Origin of the sequence: Desulfonatronum zhilinae, assembly GCF_900182865.1 — a bacterium.
Lineage (GTDB): Bacteria > Desulfobacterota > Desulfovibrionia > Desulfovibrionales > Desulfonatronaceae > Desulfonatronum > Desulfonatronum lacustre.
On sequence record NZ_FXUJ01000002.1, the window covers coordinates 79,284 to 101,325 of the forward strand.

At 60.0% G+C, this 22,042-nt stretch carries 24 protein-coding genes and 1 tRNA gene; 2 read left to right on the top strand and 23 right to left on the bottom strand.

From position 1 onward, the window contains the following. Nucleotides 1-560 precede the first annotated feature (560 nt). From AC559A_RS02760 to AC559A_RS02815, 12 genes are all read right to left on the bottom strand, one after another. Complete coding sequence (locus AC559A_RS02760) at nt 561-1,097, bottom strand: hypothetical protein (RefSeq protein ID WP_498816130.1); 537 nt, start codon at nt 1,095-1,097, stop codon at nt 561-563. A gap of 144 nt (nt 1,098-1,241) precedes the next feature. Beyond that, nucleotides 1,242-1,508: a hypothetical protein gene (locus AC559A_RS02765; RefSeq protein ID WP_498816131.1), complete on the bottom strand. Its 267-nt coding sequence runs from the start codon at nt 1,506-1,508 to the stop codon at nt 1,242-1,244. Then, complete coding sequence (locus AC559A_RS02770; protein WP_498816133.1) at nt 1,456-1,911, bottom strand: hypothetical protein; 456 nt, start codon at nt 1,909-1,911, stop codon at nt 1,456-1,458. The genes AC559A_RS02765 and AC559A_RS02770 overlap by 53 nt, the downstream gene beginning before the upstream one ends. Continuing rightward, nucleotides 1,901-3,271 (bottom strand): DEAD/DEAH box helicase, encoded by a 1,371-nt coding sequence (locus AC559A_RS02775; RefSeq protein WP_498816134.1) that lies wholly within the window; start codon nt 3,269-3,271, stop codon nt 1,901-1,903. Before AC559A_RS02775 ends, AC559A_RS02770 begins: the two co-directional genes overlap by 11 nt. Further along, nucleotides 3,262-3,924, bottom strand: coding sequence for a ribonuclease H-like domain-containing protein (locus tag AC559A_RS02780; protein WP_498816135.1), 663 nt, complete (start codon nt 3,922-3,924; stop codon nt 3,262-3,264). Before AC559A_RS02780 ends, AC559A_RS02775 begins: the two co-directional genes overlap by 10 nt. A gap of 15 nt (nt 3,925-3,939) precedes the next feature. Further along, nucleotides 3,940-5,019, bottom strand: coding sequence for an ATP-binding protein (locus AC559A_RS02785; RefSeq protein WP_498816136.1), 1,080 nt, complete (start codon nt 5,017-5,019; stop codon nt 3,940-3,942). 30 nt (nt 5,020-5,049) lie between these two features. Further along, nucleotides 5,050-5,595 carry a hypothetical protein gene (locus AC559A_RS02790; protein ID WP_498816138.1) on the bottom strand — a complete coding sequence of 182 codons (546 nt, stop codon included), beginning with the start codon at nt 5,593-5,595 and terminating at the stop codon, nt 5,050-5,052. Between the two features lie 271 nt (nt 5,596-5,866). Further along, on the bottom strand, nt 5,867-7,912 hold the full coding sequence (locus AC559A_RS02795) for an AAA family ATPase (RefSeq protein ID WP_498816139.1): 2,046 nt from the start codon (nt 7,910-7,912) through the stop codon (nt 5,867-5,869). Next, nucleotides 7,899-8,129 carry a helix-turn-helix transcriptional regulator gene (locus tag AC559A_RS02800; protein WP_498816140.1) on the bottom strand — a complete coding sequence of 77 codons (231 nt, stop codon included), beginning with the start codon at nt 8,127-8,129 and terminating at the stop codon, nt 7,899-7,901. The genes AC559A_RS02795 and AC559A_RS02800 overlap by 14 nt, the downstream gene beginning before the upstream one ends. A gap of 108 nt (nt 8,130-8,237) precedes the next feature. Beyond that, the gene (locus tag AC559A_RS02805; RefSeq protein WP_498816141.1) at nt 8,238-9,176 is read right to left on the bottom strand and encodes a hypothetical protein; all 939 of its coding nucleotides are present in this window, start codon (nt 9,174-9,176) and stop codon (nt 8,238-8,240) included. Then, nucleotides 9,137-9,655, bottom strand: coding sequence for a hypothetical protein (locus tag AC559A_RS02810; RefSeq protein WP_498816142.1), 519 nt, complete (start codon nt 9,653-9,655; stop codon nt 9,137-9,139). The genes AC559A_RS02805 and AC559A_RS02810 overlap by 40 nt, the downstream gene beginning before the upstream one ends. A gap of 74 nt (nt 9,656-9,729) precedes the next feature. After that, nucleotides 9,730-10,842 carry a tyrosine-type recombinase/integrase gene (locus AC559A_RS02815; protein WP_498816144.1) on the bottom strand — a complete coding sequence of 371 codons (1,113 nt, stop codon included), beginning with the start codon at nt 10,840-10,842 and terminating at the stop codon, nt 9,730-9,732. Between the two features lie 161 nt (nt 10,843-11,003). On the opposite strand from AC559A_RS02815, the gene AC559A_RS02820 reads away from it, so the two are divergent. Beyond that, a tRNA-Glu gene (locus AC559A_RS02820) sits at nt 11,004-11,090 on the top strand. Nucleotides 11,091-11,236: 146 nt separating this feature from the next. On the opposite strand, the gene AC559A_RS02825 is transcribed toward AC559A_RS02820, so the two are convergent. The 11 genes from AC559A_RS02825 to flgB form a co-directional block, all read right to left on the bottom strand. Continuing rightward, nucleotides 11,237-11,671, bottom strand: a complete 435-nt coding sequence (locus tag AC559A_RS02825) for an MOSC domain-containing protein (RefSeq protein ID WP_028572571.1) — start codon at nt 11,669-11,671, stop codon at nt 11,237-11,239. 56 nt (nt 11,672-11,727) lie between these two features. Then, nucleotides 11,728-12,876, bottom strand: coding sequence for a cobalt-precorrin-5B (C(1))-methyltransferase CbiD (gene cbiD, locus AC559A_RS02830; protein WP_498816145.1), 1,149 nt, complete (start codon nt 12,874-12,876; stop codon nt 11,728-11,730). Nucleotides 12,877-12,945: 69 nt separating this feature from the next. Further along, nucleotides 12,946-13,605, bottom strand: a complete 660-nt coding sequence (locus AC559A_RS02835) for a precorrin-8X methylmutase (RefSeq protein WP_498816146.1) — start codon at nt 13,603-13,605, stop codon at nt 12,946-12,948. 2 nt (nt 13,606-13,607) lie between these two features. Beyond that, nucleotides 13,608-15,209 (bottom strand): cobyrinic acid a,c-diamide synthase CobB, encoded by a 1,602-nt coding sequence (locus AC559A_RS02840; protein ID WP_498816148.1) that lies wholly within the window; start codon nt 15,207-15,209, stop codon nt 13,608-13,610. Further along, nucleotides 15,206-16,531, bottom strand: a complete 1,326-nt coding sequence (locus AC559A_RS02845; protein WP_498816149.1) for a FliI/YscN family ATPase — start codon at nt 16,529-16,531, stop codon at nt 15,206-15,208. Before AC559A_RS02845 ends, AC559A_RS02840 begins: the two co-directional genes overlap by 4 nt. Then, nucleotides 16,531-17,253, bottom strand: coding sequence for a FliH/SctL family protein (locus AC559A_RS02850; RefSeq protein WP_498816150.1), 723 nt, complete (start codon nt 17,251-17,253; stop codon nt 16,531-16,533). Before AC559A_RS02850 ends, AC559A_RS02845 begins: the two co-directional genes overlap by 1 nt. Beyond that, nucleotides 17,240-18,241, bottom strand: coding sequence for a flagellar motor switch protein FliG (fliG, locus tag AC559A_RS02855; protein WP_035261753.1), 1,002 nt, complete (start codon nt 18,239-18,241; stop codon nt 17,240-17,242). Before fliG ends, AC559A_RS02850 begins: the two co-directional genes overlap by 14 nt. A gap of 1 nt (nt 18,242) precedes the next feature. Then, nucleotides 18,243-19,844, bottom strand: coding sequence for a flagellar basal-body MS-ring/collar protein FliF (fliF, locus tag AC559A_RS02860; protein ID WP_498816152.1), 1,602 nt, complete (start codon nt 19,842-19,844; stop codon nt 18,243-18,245). A 130-nt stretch (nt 19,845-19,974) separates the two neighbouring features. After that, nucleotides 19,975-20,280: a flagellar hook-basal body complex protein FliE gene (fliE, locus tag AC559A_RS02865; protein ID WP_028572565.1), complete on the bottom strand. Its 306-nt coding sequence runs from the start codon at nt 20,278-20,280 to the stop codon at nt 19,975-19,977. Between the two features lie 36 nt (nt 20,281-20,316). Then, nucleotides 20,317-20,754 carry a flagellar basal body rod protein FlgC gene (gene flgC, locus AC559A_RS02870; RefSeq protein ID WP_498816153.1) on the bottom strand — a complete coding sequence of 146 codons (438 nt, stop codon included), beginning with the start codon at nt 20,752-20,754 and terminating at the stop codon, nt 20,317-20,319. Next, nucleotides 20,754-21,164, bottom strand: coding sequence for a flagellar basal body rod protein FlgB (gene flgB / locus AC559A_RS02875; protein ID WP_498816155.1), 411 nt, complete (start codon nt 21,162-21,164; stop codon nt 20,754-20,756). The genes flgC and flgB overlap by 1 nt, the downstream gene beginning before the upstream one ends. A gap of 258 nt (nt 21,165-21,422) precedes the next feature. Between flgB and AC559A_RS02880 the strand changes: the two genes are divergently transcribed. Further along, entirely contained in the window at nt 21,423-21,986 is a 564-nt protein-coding gene (locus AC559A_RS02880) for a tetratricopeptide repeat protein (protein ID WP_498816157.1), read from the top strand. Nucleotides 21,987-22,042: the final 56 nt, after the last annotated feature.

Sequence of the window (22,042 nt, forward strand, 5' to 3'; positions counted from 1 at the left end):
CTCGCTTTGAAAGGATAATGAACCGGGAATCATTTACTTGTTGATAACACCATACATCAAGAAGGCTTGTTGGTACAGTCTACTATACAGAGACAGACCAGCCACCACGTTTATCATGAAGACGTGTAGCGCAAGAGCGACAAGCCAATGGAACGACGATGGACGCAAGGAGCGTCGACCATCAAGCCCGTGCCTTCGCGTGGCTTGGCCAGCCGCTACCCACCCCCAGCCCCCCCCGTGCCCTTGCCCCCCCCATGCCCCCGTAGTGGCCGCGAAAACTTTTTTCGCTCCATATACCTCCCCACTTGTAAACGCGACGGTATATTTTACCAAAATCTTTTGCCCTGCCCCCACCCCGGCTTCCTCGAAATCCCCTCCCCAACCCTGACGGCATTCATTCCGATCCCCGCCCACCGGAAAAAATGCTCCGGGAGTTTTTCCGAAAAATCTTGAACCTCTCCCCGCCACATGGAGAAAAAACAAAGGGGGATAGATCTCAACCCCCTTGGAGAAAAGCCCGTACAGCGTAAATATGGGGCAGCGAAACCGCCCTGGGCGGATCAGGTCAGGGCCAGGGATGAGTTCACCACGCTGCGCACGGCCAGCCGGTCAATCACTCGTTTCGCCAGTGTCGGATCCGCCTGCTGTAATTCCTCGATGACCACCTGCTGGAATTTCTGAACTTGGCGCATGTCGTACAGGCTTCTGAAAATGTTATGGCTCAAGTCCAACTGCTTGCGGACCTCGGCCAGGTATTTGACGTGAGCTTCGGCAACACTGGTCTTGCCTGAGAGCAGGGGTTGCAACTCTTTCGGGTCCACCTTCCCACTCATAACGCCTTCCAGTTTCGCCAAGCTGTCCGTGGCGGATTTGTGGATGCGCTTCAACTGTGCAACAGCGTCAAAGCTTTCCTCGGCAACCTTCTCGGCCCGCTTGACGTTCATCACCAAATCCTTGGAGACGACGATTTCCAGCTTCCTGATGCGCTGATCAATGGCGGAAACGGAGCAGTTGAAGTGAGCGGCACAGTGCTTCTTGCTTTTTCCTTCCCTAAGCATCTGTTTTAACTTGCGATCGTTGATTTTTCCTTTCGTCATATGCTTTTAGCCCCCATCGATGCTTGTAAATTGCAAGCATGTTTTGGATTAAGTGAATGGTTATGCGGGGTTTCGGGGGAGAAAGTTGACAAGCAAGCCCGCTATTTCGTGCATGTAAGGGTCATTCCCGCCGAAAAGTTTTGATCACAGGAACTTCTCTTCCAGCCACACCAGAAAGGCTTTCGTCTCGTACTGAATCCCCCGCCCGGTGTATCTCCACTTCCATGGCCCGCGTCTCCGGTGGTCCAGATTTGCCAGCGCTTTGGCCGTGATCAGCCCAGGAATCAGGTTTGCGGCCTGCCTCCGGCTGATCCACTCGGGCAGATCAGCCAGGAGATCGGCCAAGGCTTTTGGCTCATCATCCTCGCTTTCGCGCATACTCGGCCAGGTGGAGGGCATCGGATCGGCCATGGTGCTTTTTCAGGTCCAGGTCCACGTCCGGCCATTGCCTCCGGGCTGCTTCCAGGCTTTGACACTTGGTGTCCGTGCCGTCGCTTTTATGGAGACATCCTTTTTGCCATTCCTGAGGGCGTACCAGCACCGTGGGGATGCTCAGGGCGGCAAGTATGGCCTGCCATGCTCCGAAGTTCATGCCGAGCTTGAACATGCTTGAAACGCCTTGCTTGGGCATGGCGTGAACAGATTCCAGGGCGGCCAGTTCAATGCGGTGCTCCAGCTTCCAGGCCCGAAGCGTTCCGAGGGCAAGGGGGATACTTCCGGGCCAGTCCATAACCAGGGCCTCGCCTTCGTTCGTGATCAGGGCCGCCGCGCCGGATGCGCCGGGATCAACGCCCAGCCATGCTTTATTCGTCATCGTCCACCTCCGCGGAAGGATCATAGTCAAACTCCTGCCGGTAAACCTTCACCCGTTCCTTGACCTGGTGCGCCAGGACCGGTTGCAGCGTATCGGCGACGTCGTGGATCGTGGGCTGTTTCCCCGGTGCAGGCCGGAGGACGCGCCCGCAAATCTGAATGAGCCGCCCGGACCACTTGCATGGAGTGGCCAGGATCAGGTCACTCAATCCGGGAGCGTCAAAGCCCTCGCCCACAAGTGAAGCAGAGGCCAGGAGCACATCCACGCGCCCTTCGGCCAGGGCCTCGATGATCTTGGTCCGCTTGGTGGCCGGGGTGCTGCCGTGGAGGATCGCGGGCCGCAGGTCCGGGCATTTGTCCGCAACCATTGCCCCCAGCGTCCGCAGATGCTCCACCCGATCACTGACCACCAGTGCGGGCTTGGCGGTCTCCTGGATCACGCGGAGGATTCGGAAATTCCGAACCTGATCATCCACGAGGGCGCTGATCATGTCCGCGTAGTCGTCGGCGAAGTCGTACGAAAAACCCGTCTTGACCAACCGCACCCGGGGGCGGAGGACGGCGCCGGTTTCGGCAAGACACTTCGGGTCAACACGATGAACGGTTTCCCCCAGGACGTGGTGGATCAGGGGCGTCAGCCCGTCGCGTCGGTACGGGGTTGCGGAGATTCCAAGCCGAAACTTGGCGGGGAATTCCCGGACCACTTCCGCGAACGTGGTGGAGGGCGTCCGGTGGCACTCGTCAACGATGACCTGACCGAACAGCTTGACCAACTCCGGGAGCCGATTCTTGATGGTCTGAACCATGCCCACGGTCAGGGGGCGGGCATCGAATTTCCCGCCGCCGACCATTCCCGGCTTGCATTCCAGGAAGGCTTCAATCCGATCCGCCCACTGATCCATGAGCGGCCTGGAATGAACGACGACCAAACACGGTTGCTTGCGAACGGCGGCGACCTTCAGCGCCATGACCGTTTTCCCCGCGCCGGTTGCGGCCTGAAGCACACCGTCACACACGCGGAAGGCTGCTTTGGCTGCTGCCTCCTGGTAGGGCCGCAAACTGCCCTTGAACGCCATTTTGACCGGCTCCAGGGTCAAACGGTTGTCCACGACCTCCGGCTTGATTCCGTGCTTGTGCAGGACGTTCCAGGCCATACGTGCCGCGCCCCTGGGGAACTGGATGCCGTCCACCACTGGCTTGTAGAACTTCAGCACCTCGTCGATGTTCCCGGTCCAGCGCCCGCGCTTCTCGGCTTCGGTGAAGGCGGGGTTTTTCATGGACAGGGCCAGCTCTATTTCCCGGCGAACCGGGCCGGGGGAAAGCCCGGCCAAGGTCGCCTGATTGTCCAAGATCAGTTGCATGTCAGCCTCCCTTGCCCGAAGGTCAGGACGCGGATCACATCACGGGCCAGGGCTACGTCCTGAAGGCAATACTCGCTGATCTCTTCCAGCTTGCCGTCCTGCCAGAAGTCGAAAACCTTGGAGCCGTCCATGCCTTCCGTCTTCGCACCCAGCCCGAGAAACCGGGCAACCTTGTCCAGGGAAACACGCGCCTGGTAGTCCGGGCCTGCCCAAATCTCCATGGAGTCGATCACGTACTTGCTGTACCGCTCCCTGGGGATCGTCTGGGCCAGCCTTGCGCAATCATGGCGGATCGATCGCCGCCACAACCATTGAAGATCGAAGGCCCTGACGTTGTGCCCTGCCCAAACGATTGGCCGTGGCAGGGGATCAATCACATCTTCCAGCCGCTCCAGGGCCTCGGTCTCGGTCTCCACGGTCATGCCCACGGTCAGGGCCACGGGGTCCGCGTCGTCGATGGCGTAACCGATTGTCAGAATGCGCCCGGTCATGGAGTCCAAGGCTTGCCGTCGATAGGCTTCTTCCACCTTCTCAAGCTGATACGCCGCAATTTTGGCCGGGTCTTTGTAGTTGGCCGGGGCTTGAATTTCCGAGGGATCAGGACGGCTTTCACCGGGCAAGGTTTCCAGGTCGATGAAGATGGTGTGTTGCATGATAATCTCCTTCTGCTACCAGGGCATGGCGTCCATGGGCGGGTTTGCGGGTTCAGGGGCCGGGGCCTGCTCAGGGGCTTTTTCGGCCTGGGGCTTGGCCTTGCTCATGGCCTCGATCAAGCCACTTGCTGACCACTTATCCAGATCGGCAATGCTGGCCACCTCGGGGCGATTGACCTTCTTCAACCAGACGTTGGCCCTGCTCAGGATTTCATCCTTGTCCAGGCCGAGTTCCCGGCCCATAGCAAAAATCTTCTTGCGCTGGGGTTCGCTGATCATGTCCACCTGCATGCCCGGGCCCTGGGGTTGTTCCGGAGCGGAAGCCGCGGGGGCCGACGGTGCGGGGCACGTCGGTTGCTGTGCTTCCGAGGGAGTTGCCGGGGCCGGGGCGTCGGTCCCGTTGTCCAGCCAGGAGCGAAGCTGAACCCCGGTGGCCTCTCCAGGGACGAAGTATTTCCCGCGAAACAAGGCCGTACGGTCCTTGGATGCCGAGGCCACGTTGCCTTCCACGGCCAAGTCCAGGACAACCGTAAATTCATACTCCAGGCCCTCGCGTTGCTCCGGTTTCAGTCCCAGCTTGACGGGCTTGGCCTTGCCGGTCTTTTCGTCCTTCGTGATTTCCCAGGCCGTCTTGGTGCGCATGGTCGCAATGATGTGAATGTCCGTCCGCACCAGGGCTTCCAGGAATTTCTTTTCGTGCGGCCGTACCGCTTTCCATGCCGCGAACGTGTTCCCGCTAAGCCCTTTCCCCGCAGTGTCGACCATCTCCAGCAGGCCGCCTTCACCCATCCAGATGTGGGAAAGGCTATCGAAAATCACAACATCGAAACCGGCGCTCTTCGCCGCCTGGATCGCCTTCACGGCTCTGTCCGGGGAGTATGGCGGTGAGAATTGCAAGCAGTGATATTCCGGCATGCCTTCGTGGTCCGCGTACAGTTCACCGGAGCCGCCTTCGGTGTCGATCATGGCGATACGTCCGCCGGGTGCCAGTCCCTTGGCGATGAGCAGGGCGGAATAAGTTTTCCCGGATCCACTCGGGCCGGACAGGGCAAGCCGAAGTTTCGCCTTCTTTCTCTGTGCCTTTTGAAATTGCATGATATTTTCTCCAGTTGGTTGGTGGTTGTATTAAACGGGCCGGGCCGTCTGAGTGACAGTCCGGTGAGGTTCCGCCAGGACGAAGGCCACGCCGTCTTCGCCGATCTCCACGCGGGCCAAGTGGGGGGAGGTCCAGCCCGAGGACCAGGCCAAACCCCACTGCCCGCAGGGGTGAGGATGCCGCCCAGCCCGAAAGAGGGTGCGCCGGGTCCAGGCCTGGGCCAGGAGTGCAGGCATGTGCGCCTCGATCCAGGGCCGCGCCTTTCGATAGCGCTCCAGCATCTCTTTGGTGATCCGCTTCCGCCTGGGCCGCTCCAGGGGCAAGGACGGGGAGGTGGAGGTGGTCCGCCGGTGCAGGAGGTGGTCCAGGCCGCCCGAGGTCAGCAGCTTGAACAAGCACGGCCATGCCTCGCTCCAGATTTCAGAGACGTAGCCCAAGGAGCCGGGGTCATCGAAATACTTCTGAGACGACCACCAAAGCCCGCCGCGCCCGTCGGTGTGGAGTGTTACGAATTCCCTGACAGCCAACTCTAAAAACTCCCGAGCCGGAGAACTGATTTCTTCCGAGTTGCGCACTGGTTGCGCTGCCGGTTGCGCTGGCAAAGGCGTTTTTTCTGGCTCAAAACTGCGCAACTTTTGGGGCTGATTTTGGGCCTCTGAGTTGCGCTGTTTTTCAGGGGTAGTTGCGCACTGGTTGCGCTGCCGGTTGCGCTGTAATGGCCTTGAGTTGCGCAGTTGCGCCCCCTAGGTGCCGCAACTGCGCAACTCGGGGTGTTTTGGGGGTGCTTTTCAGAGGTGGTTGCGGGGGGCAGTTGCGCATGAGTTGCGCTGCCGGTTGCGCTGTGAATCATGACTCGGCCCTCGCTTTCGGTGTTACGAGTCCTTCATGTTTCGCCCTCTTGGCGTGCCGGGATACGTTCGACTTGTTCAACCCCAACTCGACGGCAATGTCCTTCTGGCTCATGCCTTCGTTGAGCAAGGAAACGACCCGCTCATAATTGCAGGCTTCGACCTGGCGAGTGGTCCAGGTCATGTTGCCCGTCTGGTCCATGGACAGCCGGGCCTCGATCGGATGCACGTCTTCTCCGAACAGTCCACGGGCTTTTTCAAAGTGGACCTCGAACACAGCGCCTTGATCTGGCTCATAGTCAACTGGCCGGCGCAGGTTCAGAACGGTGTCCAGAACGTCTTCGCGCCGGGAGGTGCCACGCTGCTGGCCACCCTTGCCCGAATGGTGAACAAACAGGACGGAACGACCGCGAGCACGTTGACGCAACGCCCAGGCTTGAACAGGGGTCCACCCGTCCGCCTCGTTCTCCTTGGTGCAGGTTAGGGTGCTGATGTTGTCCACGACGATCAGGTCAATGTCCGGGGTCAAGATGCCCTCGACGGCCTCTTGTCCTTCCGTGGTGTCCAGCCGGGGCATGCCTTCAGGCTGAAGGTCTGGTGTGACCAGGATCAAAGGGGCCTGGGGTTCTTGGGAGGACGCCACCAGAGCCGCCAAGCGTTCCTGCATCACTGCTCCGGGCATTTCCCCATCCAGGTACAGCACGCCGGACGGACGGGGCGCTTGCCAGCCCAGGAAGACGCCCCCACAAGCTACGGCATATGCCGCGCCCAAGGAAAAGAAGGTCTTGCCGATGCCACGGGCCGCGAACACCATCACAAGTCCTTGCGCAGGCAACCATGGGGCCAGCAGGTTACGCCGCGGCGGAAAGTCCATTGCCAGGAAATCCGCAATGGAAACTGGAACGATCATGCGGGGGCACTTGGCTTTCTGATCCCGTTCCGCATTTGGTTCTGGTGGAGGTGGGGGAGTGGCTTGCTCCAGGGCCGCCCGGGCGGTCTCCAGGCCGTGGGCTTGGTGGTAGTCGTTCCAGTCGCAAGGCCGCCCGCCCATGTCCGGGACCGCCAGCAGGCCGGATACCGCCCGCGCCGCGTCCTGGGCAGCATTCAGGCCGGGGTTGCCTTGGGTTTCGGTGTCGTTGTCCGCGCAGATGATGATCCGCCGATCCGGGTATCTCTTCCGGGCGATTTCAGCCACGCGCCGGAGATTCCCCGCATTGAAGGCAACAAGGACGGTCCAGCCTTTGGCCTCATGGATGGTTGCGTTGGTAGCCAGGCCCTCGCCGACGGCCAGGGTTCCGCTCCCCTTGATGGCGAAGAGACCGCCGCCTGTCTTCCCGCCCTTCAGGAAGCGCTTTTGACCGTCCGGGCTGATGTATTGGAGTGAGACGATTTTCCCGGCCTCGTCCATGATCGGGACGATCAGCAGATTTCCGGACTGACGCAGGCCGGGCAGGGGCTTGATGCCCTTCTTGATCAGGTAAGGATGATCCGGGGACGCAGGCCGCGCCCGGTCGTACCGGGTCCGCGCACGCTCCGCCGCAGCCTGTTGATCAGCTTCCCGTTGCCGCTGGGCCTCGGCGCGGGCAGCGTCGATCCGTTGACGGATACGGTCCCGGTCAGCCTGGGACATGCCCTCCGTATTGGATGCCGTCCATGTGCCTGATTCGCCCGTCCTGTGGTTGCAAAAATAGCCTGAGCATGGAGCGTCCAGGTGGAGAATGTACGCTCCATCTTTCGCGCCGGGCTTATTTTCAACCGGGCACCTATGGATAGTGCCGTCCGCCAGAACATGGCCGGGCCGCAGCCCTGCCGCCTCGATGTGAGATTGAAATTCCTGGATGCGGGTGTGGTCGCTCATCTCCGCACCACCGCATGGCCGCCGCTCAATCTCGGAGCGGATGGACGCCAGGGATTTCAAGATTCCGTCGCGGGAAAAGCTTGCATTTCCGGGGAGATTGGGGCAAAGTGAAGCCGTTCCAGCCAGCTTTTCCCCTTGCCCCGGTGCCCACCCTGCGCCGGGGTTTTCATTTTCAGGAGGCTGCATGGCGACCTCCTTCCCGTTCTTGGATCGGGATCACGGTTCGCCGGGAAGCCCAAGCATCCAATTCCTGCACCAGGTACCGCACCGCCCGCCCGAGCTTGAGGTAACGAGGTCCACGGCCCTGAAGTCTCCAGGCCCTCAGCGTCTTTACTGACAACCCGAGTCTTGCAGCAGCAGCCACATCATTGACGTATTCCATGGGATAACCTCCTGTTTCCATGTGATTGGATTGGAGACTATCCCTTGCTATCAAAAGAAAAAGGCCAACGAATCAATCGATTCATTGGCCCTTTTCGTGAATGAGCGAAGGGAGGGGGAATGGGTGAGGCTACCGCAGGATGAACGGCACCCCTTGGTCTTTTGCAGGCTTCCCGAATTCTATTCTGCCGTAACGCTTGGAATAGTCATCAGCATAGGCCAGCGCTTTGGCGGGCCTGAGATGCTTGGCAATGGTTTTGGAGTCTGTGTTGCCAAGCAACTCCAGGATTGTTTTTTCCATGAGAAAGCCGAGAAGGCTTTTTACATGCTTCTTGTCGGCAGACGCTTCAGAGCCACCTTTCATCAACTGATCATAAAACACGGCCCCCCACTTACGCCCATGGCCGCCAAAAGATTTCATTTGGGGAGGGACGCTTTCTGAAACACGGGTCGCAAAGGAATTTTCGCGGCCACGCAGATCCATCTTGACCTGCTCCTTTTTCCAATCCCGAAACCATGGGGCAATGCAATCATGTGCCAGCCTCAAACACATGGCGAAATAATGCACGTCTGAGGGGCGGAATTTCTCCTGCCCACCTCTTGAGCGTATCTCGCCCTTTGAGAGGGCTTTGCCCAACCTTTGGATCAAAAGATGTGCTTCATTATCTTCTGGATTTTCACGAGCACGCCATGCCCAAGAAGCGATACGATCAGCGATAAAATCATGGCCGATGCTTTCAGGGCTGAAAGCGATCCATTCCAGGGCCTCATCATCACTCAAAGGTGCTTGTGTTTCCGGCTCCGGAAATGCCAGCCTGAAATCTTCCACATCAATAGGCTGGGGATTCTCGGCATCTGTATGTTTTTGGATCGCCCTTGCCAGCATCATTTGATCTTCATGGGATAACATCACAAGCCCCTCACTTCCCCTGATGGTGAGCCCGGCCAGGCCGCCCAGGGTCGGCGACTTTTCCCCGCAACTGATCAGGCCGCGAGTAGGCCGGGAAATTTGGTCATTTGGTGTGGTGTTCAGTTCTGGTTGCGATCGGCTTCCAATTCTTTCAGCCACGCCAATATTTGCAAGCGGTGCTCTTCCAGCCGTTCAGCTATCCAACCGAGATCGTATCCGCAACCGACCATCCCGGAATCGTAATTCTTTAGGACACTCTCAAGGACTGCCAGTCCGTTGGCAACGCCACAATAACCAACCCGCCCCTGGACAAGGCCGTCAAACTCGTTACCCCGTTCCGTCAACTCCATGTATTGAGCACGCAAAGCCGCGACCCAAAGGCGGAGTCCGTTCGCGGGGAGTTCCGGAGTATCTTTTCCGGAGTCAGAATTCCAGGCAGCGATGAGCAAGTAAAAGGCCCGCAGGCCATCCAAAAACGCTTGGTAATGATGGGTGTCGTCGTCATCTTCCTGAAGCGGATATTGGACGGGAAAATCGAAGGGCACCCGTGGAGCCATGCACCCCTCGGGAAGGTCCAACACGCGCCGCCCCTTGGGCTTTTCAAAAGCCAACACGTTCGATAATTGAGTTTCAGCCATGGTCATACCTCCGTATGATTCTGGTCAGGCCCAGGCAGGTGCATCACCACCCGCCCGGGCCGTTCCGTTGTGGGCTATCCGTTCGCAGCGGGCCGCAGGGGAAGTACCTTGCCGCCGACCTCCGCGCCGTTCTTCAGGGCCTCGTCGCGCAGGTGACTGTAACGCTGGGTCATGGCCTGGCTTTTGTGGGTCAGCAGTTTTTGAACGACGTACATATCCACGCCGGAAGCAGCCAGCCGGGAAGCGAAGGCATGGCGGAGGCCGTGCAGTGGGCGGAAGGACTTGGGCAGCCCGGCCTTTTCCCTGATCCGTCGAAGTGTCCGATATGAACCGTTAGAAAGGCGGTGACCGTCGATGGTTGTAAAGACATGGAGGCCGCGCTTGGGTTGCCGCCGGATGATCTCCAGGGCGGAGTCATTCAGGGGCAGAGAGGTGGTCTTTCCGCCCTTTGGATTCCGGATGGTCACGGCACCACGATCAAGGCTTACGTCGGACCATTGGAGGCTGAAGATTTCTCCCCGTCGCATACCCGAAACCAATGCCAGCCGCATAACGTCGGCTATGCTCTGGTTTTCTTCTTCATCCAGGGCGGCCAGCAGCCGGCCCACCTGATCTTCGCTCAAGTCCTCGGTCACTTCATTGTCAACGCGGGGCATGTCGATGCGCAATTTCTTCTGTGAAGGCATGTCGATCAATCCCTTGCGGACACCCCAGTGGAGCAACCGCTTGACGAGGGCGAAGACGTGCTTGATCGACTGAGCGGAAAGCCCTTCCTTCTCCATACTCTTTCTGATGCGGTCCATGTCCAGCGTGGTGGCTTCGGAGGGGGCTTTGCTCCCGAGAGGCTTCTCAGCGTAATTTTTCCACCTTCCCTTGTCAGAGATGACGCCGCGAAGGGAATCCCCCCTGTCTTCAATGTATGCGCCGAATATCCGCTTGAAGGTCCACTTGCCTTGCTCCCTCTGTACGGTGTTCGCGCTGGTCCGGCCCGCTATCTTATCCGTCCGAAGCTGGTTCGCTTTCGCCGCCGTCATCAGGTCGGGAGGGGCGGAGCTTCCGGCCTTCTCTTCGATCAGCCTGGCCTCGCCGGGCCGCCGATACCGAATATAAAAAGCCCGTGATCCGTCTGAATTCTGAACCGCGTAAACACCTGCATATTTCGTCTTCTGCCTGCTTTGCTTGGGCATACCGTCCTCCCCTGCTTGAACTGGTGAAAGCTCCCCCACATCATCCCCCACACGCGCCCCCGCAATACATGGTAAAAAAAATGCACGCGCCCCCACAATACACAGTAAAGAAAAGTAGTCAAGAGGTAATTTTTATTAACTATTTTTTTAGCGATAAGTACAAAGCAGCAAAAGACGGCAAAAAAGAAATAAATATGTAGCGGCCTTTCACGCCGGTAACAGGGGTTCGAATCCCCTTGGGGACGCCAATTAAAATTAAAGGGTTGCAAGCTTGTGCTTGCAACCCTTTTTCTTTCCGACCTTCAGGCCGGTTATTCCATGTCTGCTGTTTTCGGAAAGCGTGACCCTGCTGTTCTCGTTTTTCAAGATAGTGGCGAAAGGCGTCTCTTCCTCCTCAGTTGTCCACTTCCACCACGTCCCCCACTCGGACGGTCCCTCCGGTCAGGACCTGGATGAAAATGCCTTCTTTGGGCATCACGCAATCTCCAGCCTGGTGAAAAATGGCGCATCGGGTGTGACATTCCTTGCCGATTTGGGTGACCTCGCCCAGGGCTTGCGGGCCGATGCGCAGCTTGGTGCCCAGGGGCAGGCTGGGGAGGTCGATGCCTTCGGTGGTCAGGTTTTCCGCGAAGTCTCCCGGGCCGACCTTCAGGCCGGCGGCCTGCATTTTTTTGATGCTTTCCATGGCCAGCAGACTGACCTGCCGATGCCAGGGCCCGGCGTGGGCGTCGCCTTGCAGGCCATGCTCGGCCACGAGTTCTCCCTGATCAATATTCTTTTTCCGCTGGCCCTTCTTGGGGCTGGTGCAGACCGCGATAATTTTTCCCATGGTTTGATTTCCTCCGATGTCGTTGTCGGGTGTCGTTCGTTGTCGGGATTCGAGGCTCAGGCGGAAGTCGAACGGCTCTCCGTCGAGTTGGAGGCCTTGTGTTCCGCCCTGTGCAATATCTGACCATCATAGTCCAATAAAATCAATTCCACGTCCACCAATTGTCGACCCCAAATGCGGCAGTGATCAAGAGCTCGAACAAGGGCTTCCGACGTCACTGCGGCGAAGCGATCCCTGCTGCGCAGGATGTCCAGGGCTTCTCTGGCCGTGTTGGCCCGAGCGATTTTCTCGGTTGCATCCGATTCCATGCCCAAGCTCGCCGCCAGTTCGGCCAAGGCAGGCAGGTCCACGGCAAAAAGTCGGGCATGGGTTTGCGGTCGTCCATGGGCCATTTTAAGCAGCTTGCCCCAGAAGCCCCCCCAGATCACCTTGCGCATCCCGCGTCGGGCAGCCTGGCGCATGGCGAATCCTGGATGATCCCCTGCTTGAATGAAGGCGGTTCGGGGAAGTCGGGGGAAGGCGGCCTCCAGAAAGCGCTGCCCTTTCCCCCCGGTGCTCAGGGCCACGGTGTCCAGGCCTTCGGCCCGAACCACGTCCAGACACTGGATGATCGTCTCTTTCCACGCCGCATGGCTGAAGGCCTTCACCGTGCCCCGGGTCCCGAGGATGGAAATCCCGCCGACAATGCCCAATCTGGGGTTCAGGGTCTTGGCCGCCAGTTCCTCGCCCCGAGGGACCTCCACCAGCACGTGGACTCTGGCGACGCATCCAAGCTGCTCCAGTGTTTCCAATAAAGCCCGTTGGATCTGCCGCAGCGGCCCCGGATTGATGGCCGCCCGGCCCACGGACACGGGCAATCCGGGCCTGGTGACCATCCCCACCCCTTTTCCTCCCCGGACCACCACCTCGGGCCGAGGCCACGGTTCCAAATGGACGCGAGCCGAAATGACCGCGTCGTGGGTGGCGTCCGGGTCGTCTCCGGCCTGCTTGCGCACCGTGACCAGGACTGCACGCTCGCCGGCGGGCGATGTCTCCACCTCCAGGCTTTCCAGCGGGATTACCAGCCGGACATGCCCCTCCGGGCAGGGAATGTCGACGCGCTTGGGCCTCACCTCGCGCACCAGAAACAACACCCCGGCCTTGGTCGCGGCCGTGGCCGAAGACCCGGTGGTGAAGCCGATTCGTACCTTGGCGCGATGGTTCATGTCGGGATGGAAGGATTCTGTGTACGGTTTTCCGTGTCAACGACCGTAGGGGCGACCGGCCGGTCGCCCCTACACCGGAACATCGGCAAGGGCCATCCCGGCCAGGGCGTTCAGAGCCGCGGCGGCCAGGGCCGAACCGCCTTTGCGGCCGCGAATCAGGATGAAGGGGATTCCTTCGGATTCCAGCAGGGCTTGTTTGGATTCCTCGGCTTGGACGAACCCCACCGGCATGCCGATGACCAGGCTCGGGATCACGGCTTTGCCTTGTATCAACTCCAGAAGACGGAGCAGAGCCGTGGGGGCGTTGCCCACCACCCATATGGCCTCTTGGAAGAGCTGGGCCGCCACGTCCACCGCCGCGGCGGCGCGGGTGGAGCCGGTAAGCCGGGATTGTTCCAGGGTTTCAGGGTCGCTGATCAGGCAATGCACCTCGCACCCGAGGGGAGCGTACAGCCTTGGAGACAGGCCCGCCTGGGCCATGCGGGTGTCCGTGATCACCGGACAACCTCGGCGCAAGGCTTCCAGCCCGGCCGTCACGGCCCGGGGGTGAAACCGAACCAGGTCCAAGAGTTCAAAGTCCGCGCTGGCGTGGATCATCCGCCGGACCACCGGCCACTCGGCGTCGCCAAAGGGCCTCGGAGGCGGAACTTCGGCATCGATGATCCGCATGGACTCGTTCTCGATATCCAGCCCGGCGGGATTCAGGGGGATCGGCTCCAACTCGGTCATGATCAAATCCTTTGGTTGCGGTTGGCCGCAAAACGCTCGCAGGCCCGCGTGAACGCGGCGGCGGCCGGTGGATGAGATCCGAAATGCAGGTGGACGTACGAGGCCATCACGTTGCTGTGTCGAAAACCAGCCAGGCTCTCCTGATCCCGGCGATCCGCGACCCGAAAGGCCGGCTCGCAGGCGTTTTCCGAAAGCCCTTCCAGCTTGGAATAATGAAACTCATGGCCGCGCAGCACGGTCCCTACGGGCCCCAAAACGCTATCGGCAAGCAGTTCCACCTTCCTGTAGCCCAGGGCCTGGAATCGGGAAAGCATCTTGGCCCGACCCGGTAAAAGGCCGACCATGGGAAAACGCTTCCCGTCCACGTCCTCCAGCTCGGAAAGCAGGTACATCATGCCCCCGCATTCGGCATAAACGGGCATCCCTTCCTGGGCGGCCGTTCGAATCGCCTCGCGCAGGGCATGGTTCGCGGCCAGCCCGTCGGAATAGAGTTCCGGGTAACCACCTCCCAGGTACAATCCGGCCACGCCTTCTGGTAACCGCTCGTCCGTGAGGGGAGAAAAAAAGACCAGCCGCGCCCCGGCCCGTTCCAGTAATCGCAAGTTTTCCTGGTAATAAAAACAGAAGGCCGGATCTCTGGCCACGCCGATGGTCACTCCGTGAGGCACTCCGGAGACCACTCTGGGGGCCACCTTGGGGCAGATCCTAAGGCAGATACTGAGTGGCGACGCCGATTCGGTCGCCCGGCCTGCTGAAGCAGGGTTCGCGAAGCCCGGCTGTGCGCTGATTCGCTGGATTCGATCCAAATCCAGTCCTTGTTCGGCCCAGGCGGCCAAGCTTTCCCGACGCTGGGAGTCCCAGAACGTGGTTTGTTCCCGACCCTGATTTTCTGCCCTCGATATCCCCCCTGATGTCCCCCCCGTCGCGTCTTCGGACGACTTTTCCGTCGGGGACCGGCCCAAATCAGCGGCCATGACCAACCCGAGGTGCCGGGAGGGCAGGACCAGATTCGGTCGGCGAGGCAAAAGACCAAGGCAAGGCAGCTCCGGCAGGTACGCGGCCATGGCTTCGCGGAGCAAGGCTTCATGGCTTGGCCCGCCCACCTGGGTAAAGATCACCCCGGCCAGTCGCAGTTCCGGATCAAAGTCCCGAAAGCCGCGCACCAGGGCCGCGGCGGAGCGGGCCTGGGACCGGGCGTCCACCACAAGAACCACGGGCAAGCCCAGCCATTTGGCCATCTGGGCCGTGGAACCGCTCTCGTCCGAGCCGGATGCGCCGTCGAACAGGCCCATCACCCCTTCCACCAGGCAGACGTCCACGTCCCGGGCGTACCGGTGGAACAGCTCCAAAACCACGTCTCGGCTCAGAATCCAGCCATCCAGATTGTGGACGAAACGGCCGCTGACCGCGGCCAGATGCGTGGGATCAATGAAGTCCGGCCCGACCTTGAATCCCTGGACCTGGAGCCCTCGTTCCCGGAAAGCGGCCGCCAGCCCCATCGTGGCCAGGGTTTTGCCGCATCCGCTGTGGGTTCCGGCCACCACCAGTCCCCTGGCCTTGCCGAACGGTCCGTTGTCCCGGTCGGCTTCACGACATGGCGTCACTTCCCGGCGTCCTTGTCCAACAAAGTGAACAGCCCGGAAAAACTGTCCTCAAGGGGGCGACACTCGTCCACCTGTTGGCGGAGGTAGTTCTGGATCGGGCCGATGCGTTGCAGTGCCATGTCAATTTCCTGACTGCTGCCCTTGGCATAGGCCCCGATATTCACCATATCCTCCACCTTTTTGAACGTGGCCAGGGAGCGAATTACCTCCCGGCCGGCCTGAAGGACTTCCGGCGGGGTGACGTCCGCGCGCAACCTGCTGACGCTTTTGAGCACGTCAATGGCCGGGTAATGGCCCTGATCGGCCAGCTCCCGGGTGAGCACGATGTGGCCGTCCAGGATGGAGCGGACCGCGTCGGCCACGGGTTCGGTAAAATCATCGCCTTCCACCAACACGGTGTAAATCCCGGTGATGCTGCCCTGCTCGCTGTTTCCGGCCCGCTCCAGGAGCCGGGGCAGCATGGCGAACACCGTGGGCGTGTACCCTCTGGTGGTGGGCGGCTCTCCGGCGGCCAGGCCCACCTCGCGGGCGGCCATGGCGAACCGGGTCACGGAGTCCATCATCAGGATCACGTCCTGGCCCTTGTCCCGGAAATATTCGGCCACGGCCGTGGCCGCGAACGCGGCCCGCATCCGGACCAGCGGCCCCTGTTCCGAGGTGGCCACGATCAGCACCGAGCGGGCCAAGCCCTCCGGTCCCAAATCTTTTTCCATGAAATCCAAAACTTCGCGTCCCCGCTCGCCCACCAGGGCGATGACGTTCACATCCGCCTTGGTGTAGCGCGCGATCATGCCCATCATGGTGCTCTTGCCCACCCCGGAACCGGCCATGATCCCCACCCGCTGGCCCTTTCCCAGGGTCAGCAGACCGTTGATGGCCTGGACTCCGGTGTCCAGCGGAGCGTGAATCCGAGGGCGTTTTAGGGGGTTGAGCGGTTCGGCGTGCAGGGGATAGTACTGGGATGGTTGCAGCACGGGGCCCGAATCCATGGGTTGGCCGAAGGCGTCCAGGACCCGACCCAACATCCGCTTGCCCACGGGGAACAGAGGCGGAGTGTTGGAATTCTGAATCAGATTGCCGGGCCGGATGCCCCGCATTTCGCCGTAGGGCATGAACAGCACCGAACCGTTACGGAATCCGACCACCTCGGCGGGAATGCCTTCCGGGTCGTCGTCCGAGAGCAGGCGGCAGAACGATCCCAGGGAAGCCTTCATGCCCCGGCCTTCCACCAGCAGGCCGACGACCTTGGAAACCTTGCCGAAGGTTCGGGCCGGGTCCGTCTCCCGGAGCACGTTGGCGCAACTTTGCGGACAAAGCCCCATCAGCCGTTTTCCTCCAGGGTCAGTTGGTCCAGAATTTCACGCAGGCCGGCTTTGCGTGACGCGACGGTGTTGTCCACCATCCCATGATCGCACTCCAGGATCAGCCCGCCGGGTTCGATTCGTGGATCATCCTTGATTTTCCAGGCCGTCAGGCGGTCGTCGTCCGATTTTCCCAAGGTCAGCAGGTCTTCGATCAGTCCGCGGTCTTGCGGATTGACGGCAATGATCACCTTGCGCTTGGCGTCGATCATGTCCACGGCCTGGTCCAGCAGATTGGCCATGCTCTCCCGGCGATGCACGTCCAACTCCACGGCGATGGCTTTTTCCACCATGACGTGCAAGAGCATCACCAGGTCGCCGCGGTGGGTTTGCCACACGGCTCGGCCCTGTTCCTCAATGGAGCTGATCACTGCGGCGCATTGCCCGGCGGCCTGCTCCAGGACTTGCTTCAACTGGGTATCGCCCTCGGCCTGTCCCTCGCGAAAGCCTTCGTCCCTGGCCTGGGCCTTGATTTGTTTTGCCTCTTCCATGGCCTGGGCCAGAATGTCCTTGGCCATGACCTGGGCCTTGGCCCGGACCCGGACCAGATATTCCTCTTCGGCCTCCATGCTCCAGGCGGCTTGACGCCCGCCGGCCAGAGTCAAGTCGGACAACCCCACGGAGCGGGGACCGATGAGGATTTTCCCTCCGGATCGGACGCCATCAGGATTAGAGAAGGACATCGCCGCCTCCCTTGCCCGTGATGATGATCCGGCCCTCGGCTTCCAGCCGACGAACCACCTTGACCACGTTCATCTGGGCCGTTTCCACCTCGGACAGCTTGACCGGTCCCATGATTTCCAGATCTTCCTTGATCATGGTAGCCGCGCGTTCGGACAGGTTGGAAAAGAATTTGGCCCGCAGTTCTTCGCTGGCACCCTTCAAGGCCAGGGTCAGTTCGTCGTTGCTGACCTCCTTGAGCAGCTCCCGAATGCCGCGATCGTCCAGGGTCTTGATATCCTCGAACACGAACATGAGTTGTCGGATTTCCTCGGCCAGCTGAGTGGATTCCTCTTCGATGTCCGCCAACACTTCCTCTTCCGTGGCGCGTTCCACTGCGTTGAGGATCTCGGCCACCGACGACACTCCGCCGACTTTCCTGCCTTCGCGACCGCCCATGGCGATCAGTTGCCGATCCAGCACCTTGCCCACGTCCTCCAGCATGTCCGCGGGAACGGCCTCCAGGCGGGCCAAGCGGATCAGCACTTCGGCCCGGACCCCGGCGGTCATGTTCTGGAGCAGCCCGGCGGCCTGCTCCGACTCCAGGTGACCCAGAATCAAGGCCAGTGTCTGAGGGTGTTCGTTGCGCAGAATCTGGGCCAGCAACTTCGGGCTGATGCTTTCCAAAGCCTTGAACGGCCCCGGCCCGGTGTCCAGTTCCAAGGAGTCCAAGACGAATTTGGCCGTTTCGCTGTCCAGCCCCTGGAGCATCTTGCGCACCCGGTCCGGGCTGCCGACCAGCATGTTTTCGCCCAGGGCCAGGACCTGGTTGAACTCCTTGAGCACCTCCTCGACCATCTCCTTGGGGACCGAATCCATCTCCACCATGGCCTTGCTCACCTGGGTGATCTCGCGACGATCCAGGCGTTTGAACACGTCCACGGCGCACTTGTCTCCCAAGGCCAACAGCAGGATGGCCGTCTTCTGCGTACCGGATATTTTATCTGCCACTTCAGGCGTTCTCCTCTTTCAGCCAGATCTTCAGAACTTGGACGCTCTGCTCCATGTTCTTCTGAAACAGCTCCGCGGTGGCCTGCTTCAGCTCTTCCAGGCGGCGCTGAGCCAACATACCCTCGGACTCTTGAGCCTCGGCACCTTCCAGAGCCATCGCTTCCGTCCCTTCCAATTCATCCATCGCGCCCTCGTCTTGCTCGGCGACACGCGGACGGATCATGGCCATCACCACGGGGCGGACCACCAGGAGCAGGAAAAGCAGGACCAGCAGGAAATTCAGGATCGGTTTGCCGAACTGCCGACCGTAATCCAGAATGACGTCCGCCAGGCTCGGCGGCGGGATCATTTCCGGAGCGCCGAAGGAAATACTGGAGACCTCCACGCTGTCGCCCCGGGCCCCATCAAAGCCGATGGCGTTGCGGACCAGCTGTTCGATCCGTTGCAGTTCCTGGGCGCTGCGCGGCACGAAGACATGTCCTTGGCCCTCGGTCACCGGCTCGTATGTTCCATCGACGATAACCGCCACGCTCAATCGCTGCAACTCGCCCAGAGGCATGACGATCTGCTGTTCTTCGCGGTTGATTTCAAAATTGGTCGTGGACTGGGAACGAGCGCTTTCCTGATAGGTACCCTGGCCGGCGAAGCCGTCCCCCTGAAACTGTGGTTCGGGAACCCCGGCTTCCAGGTTGGACTGTCCGATGCTGGTTTCGTCACTTTTCTGTTCGCTGCGGACCACGGCGCTGTCCGGGTCGAACAGTTCCCTGACGATGGTCCGTCGACTGAAATCCAGTTCCGTGTTCACCTTGGCGATGACTTGGTCGTGGCCGAACAGCGGAATCAACATTTGGCTGATGCGCCGTTCCAGGTTCTGTTCCAGTTGCAGCTTGTACTCCAACTGAGTGTTGGTCATGCCTTCCAAAGTGTCCGAACTCTTGGGCTGGTACAGGACCTGCCCGGTGGTGTCGGACACGGTGATGTGATCCTGAGTCAATCCTTCCACCGAGGATGTAACCAGGTTGACCACGCTCTGGACCTGGCGGTTGTCCAGCCTGGAGCCCTGTTTCATAGTCAGAATCACGGCCGCGGACGGCGGACTCTGCTCTTCGATGAACAGGCTGCGATGCGGAATGACCAAATGAATCCGGGTGCTTTCCACCTCCGGAAATTCGGAAATCGTTCTGGACAGCTCGCCTTGCAGGGCCCGCTGGTAGTTGATGCGTTGGATGAAGTCGGTCTGGCCGAGTTTGACGTCGTCGAACAACTCGAACCCCAACCCCGGACCGCGCAGCGCTCCCTCCCCGGCGACACGCAACCGCAGTTCATGAACCCGATCCGCCGGGACCAGAATGGTCTGCCCGTTGTCCGCCAGCCGGTACGGTTCCTTGCCGGTCTGCAGGATGGTGCTCACCCGACTGGCGTCCTCGGGAGTCAGGCGGTCGTACAAAACCGCGTAATCCGGGCGACCGATCCAGTACATGAGCAGGAAAAAGACCAAAACCAGGGTCGCCGCCAAACCGCCGACCATGATGCGCTGAGAGGCGCTGGAATCGCTCCAGATTTGCAGGGCCTTGGCTTTCAGATTTTCCAGAAAAGGAGGCATGGCTGGCTCCGACGTGATTGTTGAAGGTTGGCTGAAGATTCTCGGGAAGAGGTTGGAAGGGAATGAGCATGGATCAAAGGTCGGAGCCGCTTGCCCCAACCATGAACCGTAAACGCTGAACCCTCAAACATTAGAAAGGCATCCGCAGCACTTCCTTATAGGCTTCCATGATCTTGTTGCGCACGGCGGAGGTCATGCTCATGGACAAGCTGGCTTTCTGCATGGAGATCATCAACTCGTGCACGTTCTGATTCGAGCCGGAGGCAAAGGATTCGATCATCCCGATGGACTCATGACGGAGGTTGTTCACCTCGGCCAGCGAACCCTTCAACGTATCGGTGAACGAGCGGACCTCTTCATGCGGCTTGATGGTCTCGGGCCGCGCCATTTGCGATGCTTGGTTGTAGGCCTTCAAGGCAATGGGGGATATGGACATAACGTCCTCCGTGAATTCGCGTCAGCGAAAAGAAGGTTATCGGCCCAACTCCAGGGCCTTGTTGAACATGGTCTTGGCCGAGGAGATCGTGGCCGCGTTGGCTTCGTAGGTGCGCAGAGCGGTCATCATGTTGGCCATCTCTTCGACCACGTTGATGTCCGGCAAGCTGACGTAGCCCTGCCCATCCGCGTCCGGATGTCCGGGGTCGTAAACCCGTTTGAAGGGCCGCTGGTCCGTGACCACGCCGGAAACCTTCACGCCCTTGACTTCCCGCTCCAACTCGGAACGCATGGCCTTGGTAAAGGGAGAATCCAGGGGCGTGGATTGAAAGACGACGCTTTTGCGACGATACGGTCCGCCTTCAGGAGTCCGCGTCGTATTCACGTTGGCCAGGTTCATGGAGATGATGTTCAGGTGCGTCCGCTCGGCGCTCAGACCCGACGCTCCGATCTCCAGGGCGGTCATGAAGTCCATTATTTGCCTCCCTCGGAAATGACGGTTTTCAGTCCTTCGAAATTCCTCTGCAGCGTGGTGATCAGCGTGTTGTAAAGCAAGGTGTTCTTGGCCATGGTGGTCATTTCCTTGTCCAGGTCCACGGCGTCCTCGCCCTGCACCACCCGTGGCTTGAGGTCCTTGATGAAGTCTGCGGAAAATCTCTTGGCGTCGAATTTTGCCGGCATGTGCTCAGCGTTGGTTCGGGTCATCTTTCCCCGGGCGTCCAATCCCAAGGCCCGCTGCAGGTCCTCCTCGAACTCCAGGCTCCGGGCCTTGTAGCCGGGGGTCTTGATGTTCGCCAGATTTCCCGCGACGACATTTTGACGTTCCAGACGCATGTCCAGAACCTTGGCTTGAAGATGGATATGTGAACTGAACAGGCTTTTCATGATTTCATTCCTCCTGTATTTTCGGGGTGTTTGTAATTATCAGCCCGAAAACAAGCCCGATGGGCGCGGTTGATTGCCATGGATATTAGCAACTCCCGTTCCAACGATACACAGAGGATCGGATGAAGGCGGGCCGACCAAGCGCGGCAAGGATTGCAGCGAATTATTGGCATGAAGGATGCAAAGCTTCCGCAACAAGGTCGGACGTCAGTCGAACAGACGTCAATACGGATCAAACAACTCAGAGGAGAGACCATCATGACCAGCCATCTCGACTACGAAATCAACAAGGAACTTGGGGAATGCTATTTGTTCATGGGTGAACTGGACAAGGCCGAGCAATATTATGAAAAGGCCGCCAACTCCAACGGAACCCATCCGGATCCCTACTTGGGCCTGGCCACGGTGGCGGTGCAGCGCGGGCACCTGGAAAACGCCCTCAGCCTGTATCGTCGAGCCTCGGAAATCGAAGCCAACGACAAGTCCCTGGCCGGAATGGCCCTGGTGGAAATGGAAACCGGCGCTCTGGACAGCGCCTTTACCCACTTCTCCCAAGCCCTGGAACACAATCCGGAAAATCTGGTGGCCCTCTACGGTCTCGTCCAGGCCGGCCACGGCCTGAACCGTCTGGACGCGATCCTCGTCCCTTTGGAGAACTTCCTGGAACTCAATCCGGACAAGGCCGAAATCCGGTTCACGTTGGCAGGCATCCTGGTCAAGCTTGGTCAGGTGGGTAAGGCTCGCGAACAACTTGAACGGGCCCTGGAGAGCGATCCCTCCTATGATCCGGCGAAAGAACTCCTGATGGAACTGGCCCAGTAGCAACCAGTGACGTTGAAAAACTCCCTTTGCCAAAGACCACTGCGCATCCCGTGATT

Bases quoted from the DNA above. Each gene is read 5' to 3' on its own strand.
- AC559A_RS02760 (WP_498816130.1), bottom strand. From the start codon at position 1,097: ATGACGAAAGGAAAAATCAACGATCGCAAGTTAAAACAGATGCTTAGG.
- AC559A_RS02765 (WP_498816131.1), bottom strand. From the start codon at position 1,508: ATGGCCGATCCGATGCCCTCCACCTGGCCGAGTATGCGCGAAAGCGAG.
- AC559A_RS02770 (WP_498816133.1), bottom strand. From the start codon at position 1,911: ATGACGAATAAAGCATGGCTGGGCGTTGATCCCGGCGCATCCGGCGCG.
- AC559A_RS02775 (WP_498816134.1), bottom strand. From the start codon at position 3,271: ATGCAACTGATCTTGGACAATCAGGCGACCTTGGCCGGGCTTTCCCCC.
- AC559A_RS02780 (WP_498816135.1), bottom strand. From the start codon at position 3,924: ATGCAACACACCATCTTCATCGACCTGGAAACCTTGCCCGGTGAAAGC.
- AC559A_RS02785 (WP_498816136.1), bottom strand. From the start codon at position 5,019: ATGCAATTTCAAAAGGCACAGAGAAAGAAGGCGAAACTTCGGCTTGCC.
- AC559A_RS02795 (WP_498816139.1), bottom strand. From the start codon at position 7,912: ATGCAGCCTCCTGAAAATGAAAACCCCGGCGCAGGGTGGGCACCGGGG.
- AC559A_RS02800 (WP_498816140.1), bottom strand. From the start codon at position 8,129: ATGGAAACAGGAGGTTATCCCATGGAATACGTCAATGATGTGGCTGCT.
- AC559A_RS02810 (WP_498816142.1), bottom strand. From the start codon at position 9,655: ATGGCTGAAACTCAATTATCGAACGTGTTGGCTTTTGAAAAGCCCAAG.
- AC559A_RS02815 (WP_498816144.1), bottom strand. From the start codon at position 10,842: ATGCCCAAGCAAAGCAGGCAGAAGACGAAATATGCAGGTGTTTACGCG.
- AC559A_RS02825 (WP_028572571.1), bottom strand. From the start codon at position 11,671: ATGGGAAAAATTATCGCGGTCTGCACCAGCCCCAAGAAGGGCCAGCGG.
- cbiD (WP_498816145.1), bottom strand. From the start codon at position 12,876: ATGAACCATCGCGCCAAGGTACGAATCGGCTTCACCACCGGGTCTTCG.
- AC559A_RS02835 (WP_498816146.1), bottom strand. From the start codon at position 13,605: ATGACCGAGTTGGAGCCGATCCCCCTGAATCCCGCCGGGCTGGATATC.
- AC559A_RS02845 (WP_498816149.1), bottom strand. From the start codon at position 16,531: ATGGGGCTTTGTCCGCAAAGTTGCGCCAACGTGCTCCGGGAGACGGAC.
- AC559A_RS02850 (WP_498816150.1), bottom strand. From the start codon at position 17,253: ATGTCCTTCTCTAATCCTGATGGCGTCCGATCCGGAGGGAAAATCCTC.
- fliF (WP_498816152.1), bottom strand. From the start codon at position 19,844: ATGCCTCCTTTTCTGGAAAATCTGAAAGCCAAGGCCCTGCAAATCTGG.
- fliE (WP_028572565.1), bottom strand. From the start codon at position 20,280: ATGTCCATATCCCCCATTGCCTTGAAGGCCTACAACCAAGCATCGCAA.
- flgC (WP_498816153.1), bottom strand. From the start codon at position 20,754: ATGGACTTCATGACCGCCCTGGAGATCGGAGCGTCGGGTCTGAGCGCC.
- flgB (WP_498816155.1), bottom strand. From the start codon at position 21,164: ATGAAAAGCCTGTTCAGTTCACATATCCATCTTCAAGCCAAGGTTCTG.
- AC559A_RS02880 (WP_498816157.1), top strand. From the start codon at position 21,423: ATGACCAGCCATCTCGACTACGAAATCAACAAGGAACTTGGGGAATGC.